The following is a 22,013-nucleotide window of genomic DNA, read 5'->3' as shown; positions in this document are numbered from 1 at the left end:
TAAGGAAAAAAGCATCTTTGCTTAAAAACTAAAATAAAATTCTTGCTTTTTATTGAAATTCTAACTTAGTAAGAAACGAGTGTAAAATACGTATGATTAAAATTCTACCAGAGATCAGTAATGAGTTTTTAAGTGACGACAACTTTGTTCCTCACTTTCAACCAATTATCAATACAATCACACGCGATATTTTAGGTTACGAAGTATTAGGCAGAATTTACTCAGCAAGTCACAACGAATTCATGTCTCTAGGATCTTTCTTTCATGGAAAAACAACAAATCTCTCCGAGAAAGTGCAAGTTGACAGACTCATTCGCGAAAAAGCAATTCGCTATTTAAAATCCACCGGCACAAACACAAAACTTTTTTTTAACATGATGCCAAATATGCTCTCGACTGTTCACCAAGAAGAGCTTCTTGACCCAACTCGATTTCATATGATTCAACTCGTTGAAAAATACGGAATCAATAAAGACAACATCATCATTGAGATTACAGAAGACGAATTCCAGGGAAAAATGGAACGTCTTTTAAAGATGGTTGAAATTTTTCGAAATTATGGTTTTAAAATTGCGATAGACGATGTAGGCGTTGGTTTTTCTAACCTAGAGCGCATTGGATATATACATCCCGATATTATCAAAGTAGATATTAAGATCATGCGTGAATCTTTAGGTAGTAATTCTTTCATGCAAGTCTTAACAGCACTTTCTGAAATGTCGGTAAAGCTTGGATCAGAGCTTTTGTTTGAAGGAATTGAGACAGAACAAGAACTTACTCTAGCATTTAAAATGGGTGCTAGTCTTTTGCAAGGATTTTACTTTTCAAAAGCGACTAACGCTTTTCAATCCAAACAATCTTATTCGAATGAATTAAAAGATAGTCTCGAAAAATTCAGTGGAATTCGCTTCATGGAGATTGTAGAAGATTTTCATAAGCTCCAATATATCATAGACTCTCTTTCGTCCATTTTTGAAGAATTAGAGAAGAAGGTTTCCTCAGATGAGACTATCCGTCCTCAGGACATCCTAGCTCACCGACTAAAAGATTTCCCTGATCATATTATCCATGTCCTTCTAACTGATATGAATGGATACCAGACATCGCCTTCTTATACTCGCTTATCCGACAATGAATGGCTAATAAGTGACACTAGTATGCAAAATAACTACGCTTGGAAGCCCTACTTCATCAAACATAAATCAGAAACCTATTTTTTTAAGAAGAAATGGGGAGTTACAAAGCCTCTTTATGACATCCAAACCCAATCCCAATATGTAATTTTTACTTTCACCATAGCATCTGACACTATTCTAATCGCTCGCGTAAACTGGAATTACGAATAAAAACTAGCAAGGTTTTCTATTGCACTAAGTCTAATACTTGGAATTATGACATTAGTGTTTAGGGAGACTATATAATTTGTCCGAGCTTATAAAAATAGTAGATTTACACGCAAGTATTCAAGGGAAAGAAATTTTAAAAGGCGTTAACCTCACAATCAATGCGGGGGAAGTGCACGCCATCATGGGAAAAAACGGTTCCGGTAAAAGCACTCTTTCTAATATCATCATGGGTCATCCCAATTATGAAATTACGAAAGGCGATATTTTATTTCGCGGTGAATCGATTCTAGGTCTTAAAACAGATGAGAGAGCCAAGAAAGGAATTTTTCTTTGTTTCCAATATCCTACCGGCATACCGGGAGTAACCGTTGCAAACTTTTTACGCACAGTCCTAAAAAGTCTAACTGGAAAAGAAATAGCAATCAAAGACTTTCGTAAAGACTTAAAAGAGGCTATGAAACTTTTACAAATGGATGACTCTTTTGTTAGCCGCTATGTAAATGATGGTTTTTCAGGTGGAGAAAAGAAACGAAACGAAATTTTACAAATGTCGCTTTTTAAACCGTTACTCGCCATACTAGACGAAACCGATTCAGGACTTGACATTGATGCACTCAAGATTGTATGTGATGGAATTAATCGCTATAAGTCAAAAGACAATGCGATTTTACTCATTACCCATTATCAGAGAATGTTAAATTATATCACCCCTGATTTTGTGCATGTATTCATTGACGGAACAATCGCGCTAACCGGCGGAAAAGAACTTGCTCTAAAGCTAGAAGATAACGGATACGACTGGGTAACCGCTGGAGCCGCAAAGTAAAATATGGAAGCCCTACTTTCTAAAAATACAACGATAGAGACTAAGTTTGAAGCTTTTCTGTCTTCTTTAGAAGAGCCAGATTGGATGATAGAGCTTCGCAAATCTGCTTTTACTCTTCTGAAAGAAACATCTTTGCCTGATTCAAAACTAGAATCATGGCGAAAGGTAAATCTTTCCAATTTTTCGTTAGATAGTTTACTTTCTACGAATCGAAAAATCTGTTCCTTCTCTATCAATATGGACTTAATTGCTGCAAATGAATTTGCAAGTGTTGATTCTTTCGATAAAGTTTATATCGAGAGCTCATTTAAAAAGCTCCTCGAAAAAAACAAAGCAAACTTTTTCGCTCTACTCAATTTGAGTTTTTTTGACATAGGAATTTTAACAAAAGTTCCAGCCAATACAAGTATTGCAGAGCCAATTCAGTTAAATGTAAATTATCCGCAAGGGAAAGTTCTTTTGTCCACTCTTGATTTGGAAGTTAGAAAAGTTTTCCAATGCATCTATTTATGAAAAAATGAATTCTTTGCCTGCGGAAGATTTTAACCTGATTAATCCACTCTCCTATATCGAGATGGAAAATGGCGCAAAATCAACATTTGTCACTATAGAAGATTTTAAAGATTCAACCTTTCATTTTAGAAATCTAATCACAAACCAAGGATTAGATTCCGAATTAAAGCTTTATCATTTTAACTTAGGCGGCTACAAGGGAAAGACTTTAGTAGTCAATGATTTAAACGGAGAGAATGCAAACATCAAAGCAATTGGTGCCACTACTCTTTCCAAACGAGAGTTCCAAGACATTGAGTTTACCATTTCCCATTTCGCGAGTCGAACAGACAGTAACCTCAAATTCAAAACGGTTGTAAAAGACAAGTCCCATCATATCTTTACGGGTAATCTTTTTATACCCAAGGCATCTTTTCATGTAACAGCAAGTCAGGTAAATAACAACCTGACAATGTCAAGAACAGCAAGAGCTGAGTCTATGCCAAAACTAGAAGTATTTGCTGATGATGTAAAATGCTCGCATGGAGCTACAGTCGGTGAAGTAAATGCAGAGCAATTGTTTTATCTTATGTCTAGAGGTTTGACCGAAAACGAATCTAGATTTCTCATTATAGAAGGTTTCTTAAAAGAAATTCTAGACTTTGTAACTGTAGAAGAAATCCAAAATCTACTCATAACTCGTTTGACAGAGAAATTATATAATTAGAGTATTTACGTATGTATAAAAAGTTAGCTAAACAAAGTGAAGTGAATGAAGGTCAAATCAAAGTAGTCGATACTAAATATGCAAGCATTGCATTGACTAAAATTGACGGCAAAGTAATTGCATTTGAAGATGTATGCACTCACGATGGAGAAGCCATTTCCCATGGAAAAATTGAGAATGGATGCATTGTTTGCCCGAGACATTTTGCTAAGTTTGAATTAACATCTGGCAAAGCTATGTGTATGCCTGCAACAGAAGATTTAACAACCTACCCAACTAGAATTATCGGTGATGACATTGAAGTAGAAATTGAGGATTAAAAATATGAGCCTAGACCCCTACAGATTAAGAACAGATTTCCCTATTCTAAATACTACGATGAACGGCAAACCGCTCGTATTCCTCGACAGTGCAGCTAGCTCACAAAAACCGTTTCAAGTCATCGATGCAATCGAGAAATACTACAAAGAAGAAAATGCAAATATACATAGAGGTGTTTATTATCTTTCCCAACACGCCACAGAATTATACGAAAAGACTAGAATTAAAGTGGCAGACTTTATAGGTGCAAGATGTGCCAAGATAGCGATTTACACGCGTAATGCGACAGAGAGTATTAACCTTGTAGCACAGACTTGGGGACGAGCCAATATTAACCGCGGCGATGAAATTGTTCTAAACGAATTAGAGCATCACTCGAATATTGTTCCCTGGCAAATGCTCGCTTTAGAAAAAGGGGCAGTGTTAAAATTCATTCCTTTAAATGAAGATTCCACACTTGATCTGACAAACATCGATACAATCATCAACTACAGAACCAAATTAGTAGCCTGCTCTCAAATGTCGAATGCGACAGGAACGATTCATGATATAAAGCCACTCATTGAAAAAGCTCATTCTGTTGGCGCCTTATTCCTGTTAGACGGAGCACAGGGAGCTTCCCATATCAAGACAAGTGTAAAAGACTTGGACGTAGACTTCTATGTATTCTCAGCTCATAAGATGCTCGGTCCTACTGGACTTGGAATTCTTTACGGCAAAGAGCATATCCTAGAAAACATGCCGCCTTGGATGGGTGGTGGAGATATGATTTCTGAGGTAACAAAAGATTGGTCCACATACGCTGATTTACCCGCAAGACTAGAAGCAGGCACTCCTCATATTGCAGGTGGAATTGCATTTGCACATGCGATTGATTATTTAAATGCAGTCGGTATGGAAAACATACACGCCCACGAAGCAGATTTATTAAAGTATGCGCTCGAAAGATTAGAAGACTTAGGTGGACTTACTCTTTACGGAACAAAAGATTTAACCCATAGAGGCGGAGTTGTTTCGTTTAACGTGGATGGAGTCCATGCGCATGATGTTGGTTCGATCCTAGATGAGCAAGGAATTGCGATTCGAGTTGGACATCATTGCTGTCAGCCTTATATGAAGAAGATGGGAATTGCAGGAACTTGCCGAGCTAGTTTTTATTTATACAATACTCGTGAAGATGTAGATGCGTTAGTAGAAGGACTAAAAAAAGTAATGGAGATTTTTGCCCGTGTCGTTAAGCGATGAACTTTACAAAGAAGTAATACTAGATCACTATGAACATCCTAGAAATTATTATGTTCTAGCAAATGCAACGATTCACGAAAGAGGAGTCAACCCTCTCTGCGGAGATGAGTTCGAATTATATATTTCCTTCGAAGGGGATGTTATCAAAGAAGCAAGCTTTCAAGGAAAAGGATGCTCGATTTCACAAGCCTCCGGCTCTATGATGACAGAACTCATTCAAGGCAAAACAAAAACAGAAGCATTTGCTTTAATCGAAAAATTCAAAGGAATGATCCTAGAAGACAAGACTCCCGAGTATTCTGATGATGAAGCTGATTTAGAAGCATTAAACGGAGTAAAAAAATATCCCGTTAGAGTCAAATGCGCTGTGCTTTCTTGGAATACGTTAGACAAAGCCCTAAAGGGATAATCAGGAGTTTGCGATGGAAGAATTAAGAAACGATTTAGAGAAAGCTATATACGAGGCAATACTACCAGTCGAAGACCCGGAGCTATTTATCTCCATTATGGAACTAGGTCTTATCTATGATATAAAGGTAAATGAAAACAATGAAGCTAATGTGAAGATGACCTTCACAAGTATGGCTTGTCCTGCAGGTCCTTCTCTAAAATCACAGGTATTGTCTGCCGCGCTCCAAGTAGAAGGAATCAAAGATGCAAACGTTGAAATCGTTTGGACTCCAAAATGGGATCCGCGGCTAATGGCATCAGAGGATGCAAAGATGCAACTAGGTATCTACGACTAAAGAGTTACTCTTTTCGCATCACCCCATAGTTTATCCAAATCATAATACGCGCGTGTTTCTGCTGTCATGATATGAACTACTATCTCGCCCAAATCAAGCAAAGTCCATCCTGATTCTGTCGGGATGCTTTTCTTTTCCATATTCCCGGCACCTAGTTTATAAGGCTTCATCTTCTTTTCTAAATCACGAGCCGCCGCCCTACCCTGTGTATGGCTTGCAACAGTAGCAATTACAAATAAAGACAAATACGAATTAACCTCTTCCAAGTTCATCACAACAATATCTTCACATTTCTTTTCTTTCAGAAGGCTGATAATCTCTTTGAGGATTTTCTTAGTCTCTGGACTGATGGTAAGTTTCTCTTTTGCTTTAGGAGCTTTTTTTTCTTTGAGCGGAATATCAGAAAGCTTTTCTTCTAAATTCGTTTTCTTAACAGTAGTCTTCTTTGCCTTGGTTGCTTTTTTTTCTTTGGGAATAATAGTTTCTAATTCGGGTGCAGTCTCGGTTTTTGTCTTTTTACTTTTTGCCTGGTTTGATTTCAAAATCTTCTCCTAGAATGATGGTGGTATCTAAACCAACCTCTTTGTCAATGATATGTTTGATATTTTTTGTTCCGAGTATATCGGCTATTTTATGAGAGTATTCCGGGTTTCCAGAACGATCTATGATGATTGTATTTGCTTGGTTTAGAGTCCACGCATTATCTGTCGAAAGGACTTTAATTCTCTTTTCGTTTAAGAGTGATTTGACTTGTTTGGCAAGTCCATTGATTTCTGTTCCGTTAAGAATCTCTGTGCGTGCAAACTCACCATCCGCAAAATCTTCTGATCTTAAATCAGATTCAAATTTACTGTAAGCAATGCTTGCTACTTCTTCTTTTACTCTAAGCTGGGTTTTCTTAACCTTACCTTCTAAAATAGTCGCAGGCTCTGCCGGCATTTCGGAAACATAAAGAATCATATGCCCTTCCCGCAGATAAGTAAATAGAGAGATAAATTCTTCCGGAAGTAAATCTGTATCAAAGAAACTGGCAAACAAAACAATCCATTCTTTCTTAATACTTTTTTGAATCTGGCGTAAACGATCATACAAAATAAGTGTAATCGTTTCATGACTCCAAAGGCGCTCTAAATAATCTGTTGGATTATCAGGATTCTTTAATTGTAAAAAATCAGCTACTTCTTCGCCGGAAAGATTATACTCTCCTACTCGACGCTGGTAGTTGTCTCCCTTTTTACGAACAAGAATTGGATCAAAGTAAACAGGCAGTCCGCCGAGAATGTCAATGATACGGATAAAATTCTTCTCTGAAATAGAAAGATTGTAGTCTATCTTGTGATTCGTAATTGTTTCCAATTCTTTAGTAAGAAGACTCACAGTATCGGATCCAAGCTTTTCAATTTTGTTTTCTTCAAAGCTAATGAGTGGATTTAAAAAGAAGAGCGCGGCTTTTCTCTCGGTAGGAAAAAGAGTTACGAGTAGACTAATGCTTAAATCTTTATTCTCTGCAAACCCACAAAGTAAAAAGGTTATCGGACTTGGTTTTGCTAACTTTTTATCGATCTTTGTCCTATTAAACTGACGCTTGGTAAGAATGATTCCGCCCGAAACCAAAAGGCTGAAGACGATGACGCCGGCAATAAGGATGAATGTTTTTTTATTGAAGATTGCTATGACTAAAACTCTGTGTATAAGATATTAAATACAGCGCCTAATGAATTGAAATTCGTCAAGTAAAATTGCTTTTTTCTTTCATTCAGAAATTAGGCAGATTCAATGCTTAGGATCTTTCGAGGCTCACGAGTTTCTCTTCGATTCCTTCTGAATCTTTATAGCTGTTTGCGATTCTTCTGAATTCATCCTGCACTCGAATGAAAGCATCTACAATCTCTGGATCAAAATGAACTCCTCTACCCTCTAAGATAATACTCGCAGCTTCTTCATGAGACATCGGTTTCTTATATACCCGATGACAAATCAAAGCATCATATACATCTGCCAATGCCATAATACGAGCGGGAATGGGAATCTCATTTCTTGTGAGTCCTTCTGGATATCCACTACCATCCCATTTCTCATGATGATACAATACTATATCCTTCGCAATATTCAAAAACTCCATACTAATACCGAGAGAATTTTCCGCTCGCTCGATTGCTTCTCTACCCTGGATAGAATGAGTCTTCATGATTTCAAATTCAGTTTTATCCAAACGATCGGGCTTCAATAGAATCCTATCTGGAATACCTACTTTTCCAATATCATGCAAGGGAGCCGATTTGAATAACAGAGAAATATTGGAATCCGTCAAAAATTCCTGAAAACGAGGATTTCGTTTTAAAGCTTTCGCCAGTGCCCCTACATACAATTGAGTCCTTCGCAAATGATTGCCTGTATCCTTGTCCCTTGTTTCCGCAAGAGAAGCAAGTGCGAGAATAGAAACTTCTTGAATGGCTTGAATCTCCTGGGTGCGCCTTTGGACTTCTTGTTCTAAGAATGCATTCTCATCTCGTAGAAAATCAGTGACCGATTTTAGATTGATATGCGTGATGACTTTTGCTTTGATTATAGGTGGACTGAGTGGCTTAAAAATATAATCCACAGCTCCTAAATCTAATCCATGCTTTTCATCTTCTAAATCTGTTTTAGATGTTAAAAAGATAACTGGAATATTCTTCGTTCTCTCATCTGCTTTAAGTTGTTTGCAAACTTCATAACCATCCATGTTTGGCATTACAATGTCGAGAAGGATTAAATCAATAAAAGGATCATTTCTAGCAATGCGAAGTGCTTTTTCTCCTGTAGTTGCAGCCTTTACTTTAAAAGAGTCTTTGAAAATAGCACTGACTAGTGTTATATTCTCCGGCGTGTCATCCGTCACAAGAATGGTTGGTATATGATTTAGTGCTAATAGATTGTTCATTGACAAACCCTCTTACTTTATCTGACTCTTAGATTTCTTGACTTACGAGCCCTTTCTATAGCGGAGATTGCTATTTCAAATTCATAGGATTTCGTTGCTTCTTTTATCTTAGAAAAATCCTCAGAAAATGCAGAGGCAAGTAAATCGTTGTATTCCTCTAAAAAATAAGTAGCAGCTGTATCATCATCTTGGAGCAATTGAAGTAGGTTCGCACAGATTTTGTTTAATCTCTTTTCCTCAACAGGAATTTTGGTAAACTCATACTCAGGAGGTAGAGCTTTTTCCAAATCTTCGATTAATTCTTGTAGAGAAGTTTCTAGGGAGAGTAAATTACTTTCTACTTCTTCTCGATTGTTTTCTTTTTTAAGCGAATTTTCTAGCTCATAGGAAAGATCAAATACTTGCATCGCTCCAATATTTCCGGCAATTCCCTTCATGGTGTGCAATAGTCGCAATGCTTCTTCCTGGTTATCTGTTTCAAGATAATGACGGATAAGAGGCATTGTATTCTTCCGCCCAGAAATGAATTTACGCAGGATGGAAATATAAACTGATTTGTTTCCCACGACTCGACTGAGACCAAGAGCGACATCGAGCCCTTTAATATTAGATAGAAAGGATTTTTGAGAAGATTCTGTCTCCGGTCTATTTTGGGAGATGATTAATTCTTTTCCGGTGCGAGAAATCCATTTTAAAAAAACTCTACCAAGCTCCACTGGATCAATTGGTTTGAATAGAAAATCATTCATTCCTGCATCCATACATGCAATGCGATCTTCTTCCCTTGCATTTCCAGTCAAAGCTATAATGGGAAGATTCTTCCAAATTGGATTTTTTCGAATTTCCCTTGTCGCATCCGTTCCGTTCAGGACTGGCATCTGCATATCCATTAGGACGAGATCAAACTTTCTTTGGTTCAATAAGTCGAGTGCAGTTTTTCCATTTTCGGCAACTTCAATAAAGAGTCCGAAAGCAGTTACTAATTCAACGAGAATTTCCTGGTTGATATCATTGTCCTCCGCGAGTAATATGCTTGCCCCTTTTACGCAAGACATATCCATTTCTCTAATCAGTTCTGACTCGGAAACATAAGACTCTCGCAAAGACTCTTGGTCTAGATTTAACATAATAATTACTCTTTAGGGATTATATCATTTACGGAAAACCCTATCTATTCACAGTTTTTATTTACATGTAAATGAATCTATTAAAAATAGGAATATACTCTCTAAGATAGGGTAAAAAAACATTGTAATGTAACACGAAAAATGTATTATCAATCTAACAATCATACAAAAATCCACCAAGGATTCCTTATAACATGCCCCTTCTAGCAGAATTAGGGATTTTCTTCCTAAGCTCAAAAGAAGAAATCGCAAGAGCCTATAGCAGTCACTATGATTACTCCATGGTAGTGATTTCTGTTTGCATCGCCGTATTTGCTTCCTTTTGCGCCTTTGAAATGGTGACTCGGCTTTCGCAAAATGCCCCTCGCAAACTCTGGCTTCCACTCGGAGCAGTCATTCTCGGCTCGGGTGTTTGGGCTATGCATTTTATCGGAATGCTTGCCTTTAATTTGAACTGTGGAGTCAGCTACGATCCTCTAATTACGGGAATGTCGATGATCCCCGGTGTCTTGGCGGCAGGCGTCGCTTTGGACATTGACTCTCGGCGAAATGTAAGCAATGTTAAATTGATTTTTGCAGGAATTGTCATGGGTCTAGGTATTGGTGCGATGCATTATTCCGGTATGGCGGCAATCCGACTAGATGGAATCCTTCGCTACGACTTAAAACTTTTTGGACTATCCGTATTCGTAGCCGCTTTTCTTTCGATCTCTGCGCTAAGAGCAAAGGTTTTTATTGATTCTATGTCCAGCCGCACTTCGGTTTTATCTTCCTTGGTTGGCTCTATTATCATGGGTGGTGCCATTTCTAGTATGCATTACATTGCAATGGAAGCAGCTTTTTTTATCCCGGAAAAACCTCTGACAAATACCACAAGTCTCGTTCAATCTACAAGCCCTACAGTCTTAGCTATTGCCGTATCCATCGTGACAGTCTTACTGATTATCAATGGATTTTTATTCACCTTCTTTAGCTCTAAGATTTCTTATGTAAAAAAGAGAATCGAATCTATACTCGCCACAACGAGCCAAGGATTTGTAATTGTAAATGAAAAGGGAATTATTATCGAATGCAATCGCGCCATGTCCCACTTACTCGATGGAAAGTTCGGCAATATAATTGGACATAGGTTTAGCGAACTGTTCGAATCGCATGATATTTCCCATTTAACCGGAAACTTTCAAATAGAAACAAACCTTCTCAAGGCAAATGGAGAGCCATGCCCCTGTATAGTTTACGGAAATGAAGTAGTCGGCGAAGACGGAAAAGCCTTATACTCGTTTGCTTGGTTTAGTGATATGACAGAAAAGGCAGAATCCGAAAAAGCACTGCTTAAAGCAAAAGAAATTGCAGAGGAAGCGGTGCGAATGAAGTCAGAATTTCTAGCAAATATGAGCCATGAAATTAGAACGCCTTTGAATGCGGTCATCGGACTCAGTCATCTACTATCCAAGACGGATTTGAATTTTAAACAAGCAGATTACACTAGAAAGATTAAATCTTCCGGTCAACATCTACTTGGAATCATCAATGATATTTTAGATTTTTCCAAAATTGAAGCAGGAAAATTTCACATTGAGTCCATTGAATTTAATTTGGAGCATGTGCTAGAAAATATCTCCAGTCTATTTCATGAAAAGGCTTTGGAGAAAGGTCTGGAACTTATATTCGATGTCTCCCCCGATGTTCCAATGCTCGCACAGGGAGATCCGCTTCGCCTTGGACAGGTGCTTGTCAATTTTGCATCGAATGCAATCAAATTTACTGAGAAAGGGGAAGTAAGCATTCGAGTCTCTAAAATCGAAGAAGCAGAAGACAATTTACTTTTAAAATTATCCGTGAAAGATACAGGCATAGGACTCACAGAAGAACAAAAAAACAAGCTCTTTCAGTCCTTTCAACAAGCAGATAACTCCACTACTCGCAAGTATGGAGGAACAGGCTTAGGACTTGCCATCAGTAAAAAGCTAGCCGAGCTCATGGGCGGAGAGGTCGGGGTAATTTCTGAATCGGGGTTAGGCTCTGAATTCTGGTTCACAACAAGGCTTAAAAAAATAAGCCAAAGTCATACCACACCAGTTCAACACCCAAATCTTCGAAACAAACATCTGCTTGTGGTGGATGACAATGAAAACGCAAGGACTGTGCTTGTGGGTCTTTTAGAGTCCATGTCATTTCAAGTAGACCAAGTTTCCTCCGGACAGGCTGCCATTGAAGCAGTATCGGAGACAAGCAAGAATGGTAACCCGTATGAACTAATTTTAATGGATTGGCAGATGCCAGTGATGGACGGAATCGAAGCGGCATCTATGATTCGACAAATGAAACTTACTAAAGAACCCAAATTAATCATGGTTACTGCGTATTGGAGAGAGGATTTACTTCTTAGCGCACCTGCAGTTGGAATTGATGATGTAATTCTAAAACCATTTACGGCTTCCATTTTGTTTAATAGCTTCACGAAAGTATTTGGCGGAGATCAATCCCAAGCTGAGACTTCCAAGGAATCTAAGATTCCCGAAGAAATAATTGACGTATCGAAAATCACTGGAGCGAGCCTACTAGTCGTAGAAGACAACGAAATCAACCAGGAAATTGCAAAGGAATTGTTGGAAGATGCCGGGTTTCTAGTTGATTTGGCAGAGAATGGGGAAGTTGCTATCGCAATGATCTATCAAAAGCCCTATGATCTCATTCTAATGGATATGCAAATGCCTGTGATGGATGGAGTCACCGCGACCCAAAAGATTCGACAGGATTCCCGCTTTTCTGACCTACCTATACTAGCCATGACCGCAAATGCGCTACCCGAAGAAAAAGAAAGATGCCTGAATGCCGGGATGAACGATCATATCACCAAGCCCGTCGAACCAGAATCTCTCTGGCGAGCGTTAAATCTATGGATTAAACCTAGACGCTGAGGGATTTTTAAAGATTACCCCCGATGGACACAGATTAGCACCGATGGTTGGTGTTATAATCCTACGCATCCGATGGTTTTTCCGGTCAGGGAAGGTATTTTCCGATCTTTGATAGGCTTAGTTCATATTTAGACATGCTATGTTTGTCTTTGGACAGTCTTTGTTTGTCTTTGGACAGTCTTTGTTTGTCTTTGGACAGTCTTTGTTTGTCTTTGGACAGTCTTTGTTCGTCTTTTGATGGTCTTTGTTCGTTTTTGGACGTGCTTTGTTTGTCTTTGGACAGGCTTTGTTTGTCTTTGGACGAGCTTTGTTCGTCTTTGGACGAGCTTTGTTCGTCTTTGGACGTGCTTTGTTCATCTTTAGACAGGCTTTGTTCGTATTTGATCGGTCTTTGTTCGTCTTTAGACGTGCTTTGTTTGTCTTTAGACAAGCTTTGTTAGTCTTCGAACGGGCTTTGTCAGATCGCAGTGATTAATAGGGCTTCGATCTATTTCTTCTGTATAGCTCTGCGCTGAGTGCGTCGGTTACGCTTGGTCTATCTCTTTCGGGAACTGTTGAGCCAAGTCTTGCTAGGAACGTTTTTTCTAATTGCTTCTTAGTCATTCGGCTCATCCAATCGGAGTATTTGAAATCAAAGACCTGTAGCGCACTAGGCTTTGCGGTGGATAAGCCCGAAGTATGACAAGAGCCGCAATCCGCACGAATCCATTCTTTGATTTTGTCTTGTAATGCAAGATGATTCATTACGTCCATTTCCTTTTCCATTACAGGCGGATACGTTGCACACTGAGTCAATAAGAACAACAAAGCAATTTTTATTTTCATGGGAGAAAAGGATTTGTCCAATTGCGGAAATTACAACTAGTTTATTTCTACTTCATCAAATTCAATATTTTATCGGCAACTTTTTTATGACCGGATGCATTGATATGATCGTCTACGCGCAAGAAATCATTTGTATCGAAAGAGCTTTGCACTTCAACTGTTTGGATGTTCTTGATATAATCAGGAAATTCGGGAGAGTTTTTTAATTCATTGATTTTAGATAGAAAATCGTATTTGGGATCAAAGGATCCATTGACTACCGTTACAATTAGGTTTACATCTTTTAGTGGTTTGGGAAAAGAGCTAAGAACTTTTAAGAAGGTTTCTGCTTTATGAGGTTTTTTGGGCAAAACAATCTTTGTCTGATTTTTATATTTTAAGATATTTACCTTTCCGCTTTTATTTTTAATTAGCACTTCAATTTCAATTTCGGAAATATCTTTGGGTAGAGGAATTTCTGAACTCCAACCAATATTCATTGCTCTCAATCTTGCGAATAAATCAGGACGATCTACTAAAAGCTTTGTTGCGGATAATACTTCTTTTCCGTTTACAAAGAAACCCATTGATTCAATCGGTTCCCTTTGACTTAGGTCATATGCCCAACCTTGCAGATGGAGAAAACGATTTTCTCCCTGCGAGTAAGAAAACTCTACTTCGACTTCTCCCCAATGAAAATTTTCATCTATTTTATTTCTATCAAAATTAGTATATTTCAATTGTTTCATTGACTTAGCATACTCTTTGTTTACCGCTGAATTTTCTTGGAGTATCTTATACATTTCAAGTAAGTATTTAAAAGGATAATAGGATTGTTTTTCTTTTTGGGACTTTATCGTTTCCGAATATTTCTTTTCATCTGAAACTTTTAATTGATTCTTATTTGATACAAATGTATTATTTTCTTCATCATCATTTAAGCAATACTGAATGACTAAATATTTTAGATTCGATGTATCTATTCTTTCTAGTAGTTTGATTTCTCTTGCGGTGCCATAAGAAGAAATCCCAGCATTTAAAGCTCTTTGTCCTGTAGCCCTTTCGATAAGAGGAAAAGATTCAGTTTGGGAAACCCCCCATCCCATTGTAAAAGAATCTCCCAGAAAAACAATAGAAGGTTTTGCTAAAGACTCTTCGTCATCTCTTACTCCAAGCGAATTAATGAAATATTCCTCCCTATTCTCTGAGATATTAAATTGGCAATGCCCCGGTCTCAAAGTATAAAAAAGCTCTCTATCAAATTTGGAACATTCCTCTTTGTATTGGATAATATCCACAATGTTAAACTTAATAAACTCTCTGAAAAACTGAGAGAGCTGAATTGACTTTTGCAGAGTATGGGATTTACTATATCCTAGGATTGATAAATCTACTAAGAATAAACATACAAATAGAATAAGGATATTGATTGCGATAGTATATAGAATACTTTTAAGTTGATTGAGCTTCATAGGTTTTGTGCGTTAAAAAAGGGTAATAAAACGCAAGGCTTCCTAACAAGGTTTTTTCTATTAGACAAAGGAAAAAAGTCTAGCAGAGTTTATAGAGAGTAATTAGTCTTATTTACTTTTTCTTTATAAACTCTGCATTCTCTATGGTTGAAAAATATTTTTCTACGTCTCCATTATTTTGTAACTTTTACAATGCTGTATCCACAACTAAGGTACATAGTTCCTACGGAATCGAATGCAAGATGGGAAGCACTATAACAGACTTTCCATGGTAGTTTAAGACTCGTAACTACTCCATCAGTTGTTACTTTCCTAATATCCCTTTGGCTACCGTCATCCGCAACATATAGGTTTCCATCCGAACCAATTTTTATTCCTCTCGGATTACCAAAATTAGCTGCTGTTCCAGTTCCATCCGCTCCAGGGTTAAGACTTCCTCCTGCTATTGTAGTCACAACTCCTGCACTTGTAATTTTTCGAATAGTATGATAAAAACTATCCGTAACATATAGATTTCCGTTTGAATCAATTGTAATGTCCTCGATATTATGAAATCTTGCTGCTGTCCCTGTTCCATCTGTATTTCCAGACAATGTGCAAGACCCTGCAACTGTGGTAACAACTGCTGCCGGAGTAACCTTTCGTATACAGCCAAGTTCGGCAACATAAAGATTGCCAGACGAATCAATAGTTATTCCGTATAGGCCGCCAAAGAGTGCACCAGTACCAGTTCCATCCAAATATCCAAGTGTTCCTGCAGTCGGTCCTGCATTTGAACCTGCGAATATGGTTACAACACCCGCACTCGTTATCTTACGAATATTCCCATTCATTGCATCAGCGGCATATAGATTTCCACTTGAATCGAAGACTAGACCACTGGCATAATTAAGTCTAGCTGCAGTTCCAGTTCCATCGAGATTTCCAGCCAAGCCTCCTGCAAATGTTGTTACAACTCCTGCTGTAGAAATTTTTCTTATACTGTAATTAAAACGGTCACCAACATATAAATTTCCACTAGCGTCAAATGCCATTCCTCTAGTTGTATTAAATTTAGCTGAAGATCCAGTGCCATCGATATTTCCAGAGGTCGAGCCTGCAAATAATGTTTCTGTATACGCGTTAAGCACAGTTATATTTATTTTTGCAGTCGTGCTACCAATTGAATTAGTAGCTGTAATCGTATAATCTTTTGCAGCAGATTCTATAGTTGGTGTTCCACTTACAGCACATGTAGTCGTAGCAATCGATAGACCAGCAGGTAGCGTAGGACTAGCAGAACAACTTGTAATGCTTCCCGTTACTGTAGGTGTCTGAGTTGTAATAGCCGTTCCGACTTTATACGAATAAGGGCTCCCTGAATAGGTAAGTCCGGAAGGTGCTACTGTTGTACCAGCAGTTCCTGTTCCTGCACTTGAACCCGATGAAGCGCTTCCTGCTGCTAATAGTGCAATTGCCATTGTGCTAGAATTATCTTTTTCCTTTTCAAGACCTAGTTGCTGACAGGATACAATTCCAAATAGCATACCAATACTTAGTGTTGATAAGAAAAGAGAAATTACTCTCTTCGTTGTTTTGTTCTTCATATGACTCTCCTGTTGATTTTCTCAACTCATTGAGAGTAACAAAAATTATTCTCTTAGTCAATCCTCAACATTGATGAGTTTTTATGTTTTTTTATCAATTATTCTCTTAAAACTCATCCGTATTAACTAGTTTTGATATTTTTTTACTTTAAAGGAGCTCATTTATTTTTCTTCAAGAGAAATGTTTTTACATTAGATTCAAGAAATTTATTAATAGTTTCCAACGAGTGGCTAATTGACCGTAACCTGTTCTAATCCCACACTAACTGGTTTATACACATCCCATTAACCTCTGTATATTTCCCAAAACTTTGCGTTTGGAATTTTACCTTCTTTGTCTTTGGAGAATTCTTTTTTTAGTCCGTTTACATAATACATGGCAACTTCGCCTTTGTTTTTGGCTTTGACCATTCCGCGGTATTCGCATTCAAAAAAATCTTTTACAAGTTCGTAAGTTGATCCGCTGATATTAATTCTTCCCGGTGTGCCGGAGGATTCCATTCTACTTGCCGTGTTTACTGTATCGCCCCATACATCGTAGGCAAATTTCTTTTCTCCAATGACACCGGCAACAAGTGGTCCCGAGTGAATACCAAGGCGTAATTCCCAATATGCAAATCCTTTTTCTGCTTTGAGAGATTTCATCATGCTCATGAAATTTTGAATTTCTATAGCGGCTAATACGGAGTCGATTGCATGAGTTTGATTCTTACGAGGAATTCCACCTGCACACATATAACTATCGCCTATCGTCTTTAGTTTTTCTAAATTAAATCTTTCTGTGATTTTATCAAACTGAATGAAGCAAGCATCTAGTTCTTTTACAAGTTCATCGGCAGGAAGTTTTTCTGCAATCAAGGTAAAGCCCTGAAAGTCAGTGAATAAAACAGAAACAGACTCGAAAGAAATTGGTGCAGAGAAACCTTTCTCTTTTAATTCTTTTGCAATTTCTTTTGGGAGAATATTTAATAGTAACCTTTCCGATTTTTCTTTTTCTTCTTGGACTTGCTTGAATAGATTAGAGCCATTAATCACTCCCGCTAGTTGCTCTCCTAGAATCGAAAGACGGGTAACGTCATATTCAGATAGATGTAATTTTGTATCGCTAGAAAAATCAATGATACCAATTGGTTCATTTTGTAGGATAAGAGGAATCATGAAGAAGGATTGAACGCCGGATTTTTCGATGACAAAGAGTTCTTCTTCTGTAACGCCAATTTTGCGAATCCGCGGAATATAGAGTGGTTTGCGTGTTTTAAAAACAAGTGCATGTGCTCCGACTACACCGAATATTGGAATCTGAAATTTAAAAAACTTTTCTTTGTCTTCTTTTAAGATTCTTTCTGGTAGGTGTGCATCTAAAAGAGAGATTTTATCCTTAGAGGAATTTACAATATACAAAGCATAGTGAGATATATTGTAATTAGCCAGTATATAGTTTCTGACTTTCTCCATAATAATCTTAATATCTAACTCTTCATTTAAACTTTTAATTAAAAGATTGAGCTCTTCTGTTTCGATTTTTTGTTTTTCTGTTTCTTTTTGTGCAAGAAGTGCAATGCGCTTTTCAATCTCTGCTTGCTTCTTTGCTTCTTCTAGACTAAAAGTTCTTTCTACCACTTTTACTTCGAGACTCTCGGAAAATTCTTTTAGCTCAACGGTGAGTCTTTCAGATTCCAAAAATGCATTTGCGAATTTACTAGATAAGACCATCGCTTGAAATAATACGAAAGATATAAATCCATAGCTCGTCAAATACAGAGTATGCGCTATGTCCATAGATTTTAAAATATCATTGATGATAGATGCAAAGAAAAGTATCATTCCAAAGAAAAAGAATTTTGCTCCTACTCTATTGTTTACGATTGCGGCAATGATTACTCTCAGCGAATAAATTATTGCGATTAAGATTGCAATCTGAACTACAATCAATCCCCTCGTATAAAGTGGCATAGGAGAGAAAATAACCATTGCAGAAGCAGGAACTAATACAAGTCCAAAGAACCAATACCATTTCTTAGAAAATTCATCTGGAAATAAATAATGTAAGAATTGCATGAACGCCCAGGAGGAATAATAAAAAGATACGAATTCTAATTTATGCACAAACGAAAAGGCAAGAAAAGGAAATGCTTCCATAATCATTCTTTCATTAATAGAAACTGTCCTCACTGCAATCAAGATACAAAAGATACTAAAATGAAGCGGAGATTTATCTTTTCTTCTAGTAGCAAAAAGTCCTAGATGATAGAGTCCCATAATCATTAAACAGCTAGCCAGGATTAAATCAAAATTGTAATTTCTTTTCTGGATACTTTCTATTACCCGCGTATTGCCTAAGTCGATTGGATCTCGAATCCCTGCTTTCCAATGATGGAAATTGGAAACGTAAATGACTAAATCCATTTCTTTGAACTTTGGAATTGGAAAATGAGAAGTCTGGTTTAATGGCTCCATCTCATCTTTTGTCTTACCCACCTTTCCTTTGGATGCATACAAGGCTCCATTTATAAAAAGCGCATAAGCCGTATCAGCCCCTTCGAGCGATATGGAAAGAGAAGGTGAATTTTCAGGGAGAAGTAATTTTAGTTTATAACTAGCGAATCCATTTCGATTGGGATGAATCTTCTCTCCCCGGGCAATAATTGTTTGTTCCTGCCAATTCGATGGGACGGTGATAAAATTCTCTGGAGTTTTTGCATTCTCTAAATCTACAAATTCTTCCCAATAGAATTCCCAGTCTCCATTTAAACTAACGATTCCGTCATCTTCCTCTGAGGAATGAAAGTCATGGTTTCTTAAATCCATCACTCCTTTCACCGCAACAGGAATCTTTTTCTTCACTGGCTCGGCTGTTTGGTTTTTACAAGAAAAGGAAAAGACAAAAAATAAACATATAAGAAACGAAACTAGGATAGCATCCCAGGATTTTGTTATACACGAGCTAGTTTGTTTTTCAAAAGTATTCATCCTGTAAATCTTGTTCATCCTGTCTAAAGTAACGACTACGTAGCTACTAAATGTATAGGTTCTACAAGTAAAGAATGGAATACAAGTGGAAAAAAGAAACAGAATGAAAAAGGTGAGAAGCGATTACCCCAGTCACCTCGAACATGCTTCACCGTGAGAGGTCTATTTTGCTTAATACTACTCGTTCTAAGAAGGATAGACCTCTCAAGATGTTGAGATTCCCGACTGAAAATTTCGGAATGACACCTGAACACATTGTCAGATGATATAAACCTCTTACATCGAATTCAGGTTAATTAAATTTTAATTCCGCCGGAGGCTTCTATTACGAAACCGTCGATGAGTTCGTTTTCGACGATGAACTGTGCGGTCTTGAAGATTTCATCTGGCTCGCCTAGTCTTCCAATTGGAATTAACGCTTTCCATTTGTCTAGAGCAGCGGGATTCATGTCCTTTAAAACCATCTCGGTTGCAATAAAGCCAGGTGCGATTCCGGCAACGCGGATTTTATAGTTCTTTAGTTCGTGTGCCCAGAGTTTAGTCATAGCGGCTACACCTGCTTTTGCGGCAGAGTAATTGCTTTGTCCTGGATTGCCATGCATTGCGACAGAAGAAATAGGAATGATGACTCCACCTTTCTTTGAGTTAATCATTTGCACTGCTGCTTCACGACCGGTTAAGAATACACCTGTGAGGTTAACATTGATTACAGCCTGCCATTGTTCAATAGACATTTTGCCTTTTACATTTCCAGTTTCTTTGTCTACTCGAACTAGTAGTCCATCGCGAAGAATTCCTGCATTTAGAATAGCTACGTCAAGTGAGCCTGTCTTTGCGACTGCTTCTGACATTAAATTAGTTGCATCTGCTTCATTGGAAACGTCACCCGGAATACCGAATGCATTTCCGCCTGAAGATTTGATTTCGTTTACTACTACGTCGATTTGATCTTGTTTGATATCGGATACGATTACATTAGCCCCGAGTTTTCCAAAACCGAGTGCCATTGATTTGCCAAGTCCACTTGCTGAGCCTGTTATAAGAACAGTTTTACCTTTTACTTCCATGATTTTAAATTAAGCTCCTTTATTTCTGAAAGATACATAGTCAGAATTAAAGGGTATCTCAATTCTAGCAATCGTTTCTGTGGGTTTAGTCACAATTCTAAATAGATTTGGGTCGAGCTGTTCGTTCTTCATGAGAATCATAATCAGAGCAATACCAAGACCCGCGCCTTCTGTGTTGTCCATATTATCCATGTAGAACTCAGCAATGTCGTTGTATTCCATTGCTTTTTTCATCTTCTCGCGCATTCGAGTCTCTTCTAGTTTAATTACAGGTGTATTGTTTGTTACTTCCACATACATGCCGGCAGTCTTGTAGAAAAAATTAATCTGAACATTGACACCTTTCTCCTGACACTTTGTACCATAAAGATCAGACATGCTATCGGAAAAGCTCTGTTTAAACTTTACAATGCCTTCGGCATACTGTGCTTCATCAAATATATCAAGCCCGATGTCTTCAAAAAAAATTCTCTTTTGATTGGCTTTTACTGCATTGATGGCAAGCTCTTTTACAATCGTATAGATCATCTCTGTGTATCGCTCTTGTCCAAGCTTAATCAAGATTTCGGTAATGATGAGAAGCACATATTTCTCAAGCCTAGCATTGATTTTAGAAGACTTTAAAGAAATTTTTTCTCTAGAGGCAACCATTGTCCTGACTTTATCAGGCAGATTTTCTGGAGTGTTTTCCATAATACATCCTAAACTATAAAGGTATGAAACGAATATGCAACTATAGGCATAGATTATATATCGTCAATAGAAATATTTAGGGTTAATAGGAATAATTGCGAAATGTATATGCTTATGCCTACGTTTACTCTCCTTCTGTCTAGCTACGCTTATTTCATCGGTGTTTGTTCGGTCTTGGTTGGGGTGGCTACCCGCTGTTAGACCGTAGCTATAAGCGTAGCTGCACCGGTGCTGGGTAAAACGATCCATATCGGCAATAGCGCTTTATATAATGGTTAATCAATCATTGAATTGAAATCTTTCTATACACTGTTATAGAATGGACTCGAATTCGCAGTCAAGGTATATAATTATACAATTCCGATGTTTTAAATCACCGAAATTTACCCGTTCGTTATAGACTCGTATGGTTTACAGGTAATTAGCCGCTTTATATAATGGTTAATTATAAATATATTCTTGAAGTTTCGGGAAAGAAGAAGTATAATTTTTTGTTTCCTACGAGGTTATATGAAAAACAGGGTAAAATTACTTTTTCCAATTCCCGGGATCAGGGGAAAGCTTTCCATGTTCACTGCTTTTTTCGTGATTGTACTGATTTGTATTATTTCCATTTTAACTTTGAATCATGAATATAAGTCTCTCTCGGAAAGTTATGATAGGGAAATTCAACCGTTGAGAAGATACACTGAAAAAATTGTGTTGGATTTGGAAAGCCTTTCAAATACTTTTCTATTGATAGAAAAC

Annotated in this window: 20 protein-coding genes; 9 read left to right on the top strand and 11 right to left on the bottom strand. The window is 37.6% G+C overall.

Annotated features, from left to right (window positions below; genetic code table 11):
* The first annotated feature begins 92 nt into the window (after positions 1-92).
* The 8 genes from IPH52_11785 (at position 93) to IPH52_11750 (ending at position 5,703) form a co-directional block, all read left to right on the top strand.
* Positions 93-1,346 (top strand): EAL domain-containing protein, encoded by a 1,254-nt coding sequence (locus IPH52_11785; GenBank protein MBK7055711.1) that lies wholly within the window; start codon positions 93-95, stop codon positions 1,344-1,346.
* Positions 1,347-1,422: 76 nt separating this feature from the next.
* Positions 1,423-2,172 (top strand): Fe-S cluster assembly ATPase SufC, encoded by a 750-nt coding sequence (sufC, locus tag IPH52_11780; protein MBK7055710.1) that lies wholly within the window; start codon positions 1,423-1,425, stop codon positions 2,170-2,172.
* Between the two features lie 3 nt (positions 2,173-2,175).
* Positions 2,176-2,685 (top strand): hypothetical protein, encoded by a 510-nt coding sequence (locus IPH52_11775; GenBank protein MBK7055709.1) that lies wholly within the window; start codon positions 2,176-2,178, stop codon positions 2,683-2,685.
* Positions 2,642-3,391 carry a Fe-S cluster assembly protein SufD gene (sufD, locus tag IPH52_11770; protein MBK7055708.1) on the top strand — a complete coding sequence of 250 codons (750 nt, stop codon included), beginning with the start codon at positions 2,642-2,644 and terminating at the stop codon, positions 3,389-3,391. The genes IPH52_11775 and sufD overlap by 44 nt, the downstream gene beginning before the upstream one ends.
* 11 nt (positions 3,392-3,402) lie before the next feature.
* Complete coding sequence (locus IPH52_11765) at positions 3,403-3,711, top strand: non-heme iron oxygenase ferredoxin subunit (protein ID MBK7055707.1); 309 nt, start codon at positions 3,403-3,405, stop codon at positions 3,709-3,711.
* A gap of 4 nt (positions 3,712-3,715) precedes the next feature.
* Positions 3,716-4,957 carry a cysteine desulfurase gene (locus tag IPH52_11760; GenBank protein MBK7055706.1) on the top strand — a complete coding sequence of 414 codons (1,242 nt, stop codon included), beginning with the start codon at positions 3,716-3,718 and terminating at the stop codon, positions 4,955-4,957.
* Entirely contained in the window at positions 4,941-5,366 is a 426-nt protein-coding gene (locus IPH52_11755; protein MBK7055705.1) for an SUF system NifU family Fe-S cluster assembly protein, read from the top strand. The genes IPH52_11760 and IPH52_11755 overlap by 17 nt, the downstream gene beginning before the upstream one ends.
* Before the next feature lie 13 nt (positions 5,367-5,379).
* Entirely contained in the window at positions 5,380-5,703 is a 324-nt protein-coding gene (locus IPH52_11750) for a DUF59 domain-containing protein (protein ID MBK7055704.1), read from the top strand.
* On the opposite strand, the gene rsfS is transcribed toward IPH52_11750, so the two are convergent.
* The 4 genes from rsfS to IPH52_11730 form a co-directional block, all read right to left on the bottom strand.
* The gene (rsfS, locus tag IPH52_11745; protein MBK7055703.1) at positions 5,700-6,053 is read right to left on the bottom strand and encodes a ribosome silencing factor; all 354 of its coding nucleotides are present in this window, start codon (positions 6,051-6,053) and stop codon (positions 5,700-5,702) included. The genes IPH52_11750 and rsfS overlap by 4 nt on opposite strands.
* Positions 6,054-6,219: 166 nt before the next feature.
* On the bottom strand, positions 6,220-7,317 hold the full coding sequence (locus IPH52_11740) for an LCP family protein (protein ID MBK7055702.1): 1,098 nt from the start codon (positions 7,315-7,317) through the stop codon (positions 6,220-6,222).
* Between the two features lie 166 nt (positions 7,318-7,483).
* Entirely contained in the window at positions 7,484-8,626 is a 1,143-nt protein-coding gene (locus IPH52_11735; GenBank protein MBK7055701.1) for a two-component system response regulator, read from the bottom strand.
* Positions 8,627-8,643: 17 nt separating this feature from the next.
* A complete protein-coding gene (locus tag IPH52_11730; GenBank protein ID MBK7055700.1) occupies positions 8,644-9,753 on the bottom strand; it encodes a response regulator in 1,110 nt (369 codons plus the stop codon).
* Positions 9,754-9,947: 194 nt separating this feature from the next.
* Between IPH52_11730 and IPH52_11725 the strand changes: the two genes are divergently transcribed.
* On the top strand, positions 9,948-12,674 hold the full coding sequence (locus tag IPH52_11725) for a response regulator (protein MBK7055699.1): 2,727 nt from the start codon (positions 9,948-9,950) through the stop codon (positions 12,672-12,674).
* 85 nt (positions 12,675-12,759) lie between these two features.
* Here the strand turns inward: IPH52_11725 and IPH52_11720 are convergent, their stop codons facing one another.
* The 7 genes from IPH52_11720 to IPH52_11690 form a co-directional block, all read right to left on the bottom strand.
* Complete coding sequence (locus tag IPH52_11720) at positions 12,760-13,104, bottom strand: hypothetical protein (protein MBK7055698.1); 345 nt, start codon at positions 13,102-13,104, stop codon at positions 12,760-12,762.
* A 41-nt stretch (positions 13,105-13,145) separates the two neighbouring features.
* Positions 13,146-13,499, bottom strand: coding sequence for a hypothetical protein (locus tag IPH52_11715; GenBank protein ID MBK7055697.1), 354 nt, complete (start codon positions 13,497-13,499; stop codon positions 13,146-13,148).
* Positions 13,500-13,546: 47 nt separating this feature from the next.
* Positions 13,547-14,950 (bottom strand): hypothetical protein, encoded by a 1,404-nt coding sequence (locus tag IPH52_11710; protein ID MBK7055696.1) that lies wholly within the window; start codon positions 14,948-14,950, stop codon positions 13,547-13,549.
* Between the two features lie 173 nt (positions 14,951-15,123).
* On the bottom strand, positions 15,124-16,536 hold the full coding sequence (locus IPH52_11705; GenBank protein ID MBK7055695.1) for a hypothetical protein: 1,413 nt from the start codon (positions 16,534-16,536) through the stop codon (positions 15,124-15,126).
* 285 nt (positions 16,537-16,821) lie between these two features.
* Positions 16,822-19,506: a hypothetical protein gene (locus IPH52_11700; GenBank protein ID MBK7055694.1), complete on the bottom strand. Its 2,685-nt coding sequence runs from the start codon at positions 19,504-19,506 to the stop codon at positions 16,822-16,824.
* Between the two features lie 296 nt (positions 19,507-19,802).
* Positions 19,803-20,573: an SDR family NAD(P)-dependent oxidoreductase gene (locus tag IPH52_11695; protein ID MBK7055693.1), complete on the bottom strand. Its 771-nt coding sequence runs from the start codon at positions 20,571-20,573 to the stop codon at positions 19,803-19,805.
* A 9-nt stretch (positions 20,574-20,582) separates the two neighbouring features.
* Positions 20,583-21,266, bottom strand: a complete 684-nt coding sequence (locus IPH52_11690; GenBank protein ID MBK7055692.1) for a histidine kinase — start codon at positions 21,264-21,266, stop codon at positions 20,583-20,585.
* Between the last annotated feature and the right edge of the window lie 747 nt (positions 21,267-22,013).

It is taken from the genome of Leptospiraceae bacterium, from assembly GCA_016708435.1.
Lineage (GTDB): Bacteria > Spirochaetota > Leptospiria > Leptospirales > Leptospiraceae > UBA2033.
The sequence above is the reverse complement of the archived record's forward strand: the minus strand, read 5'-3'. Positions and strand labels throughout refer to the sequence as shown.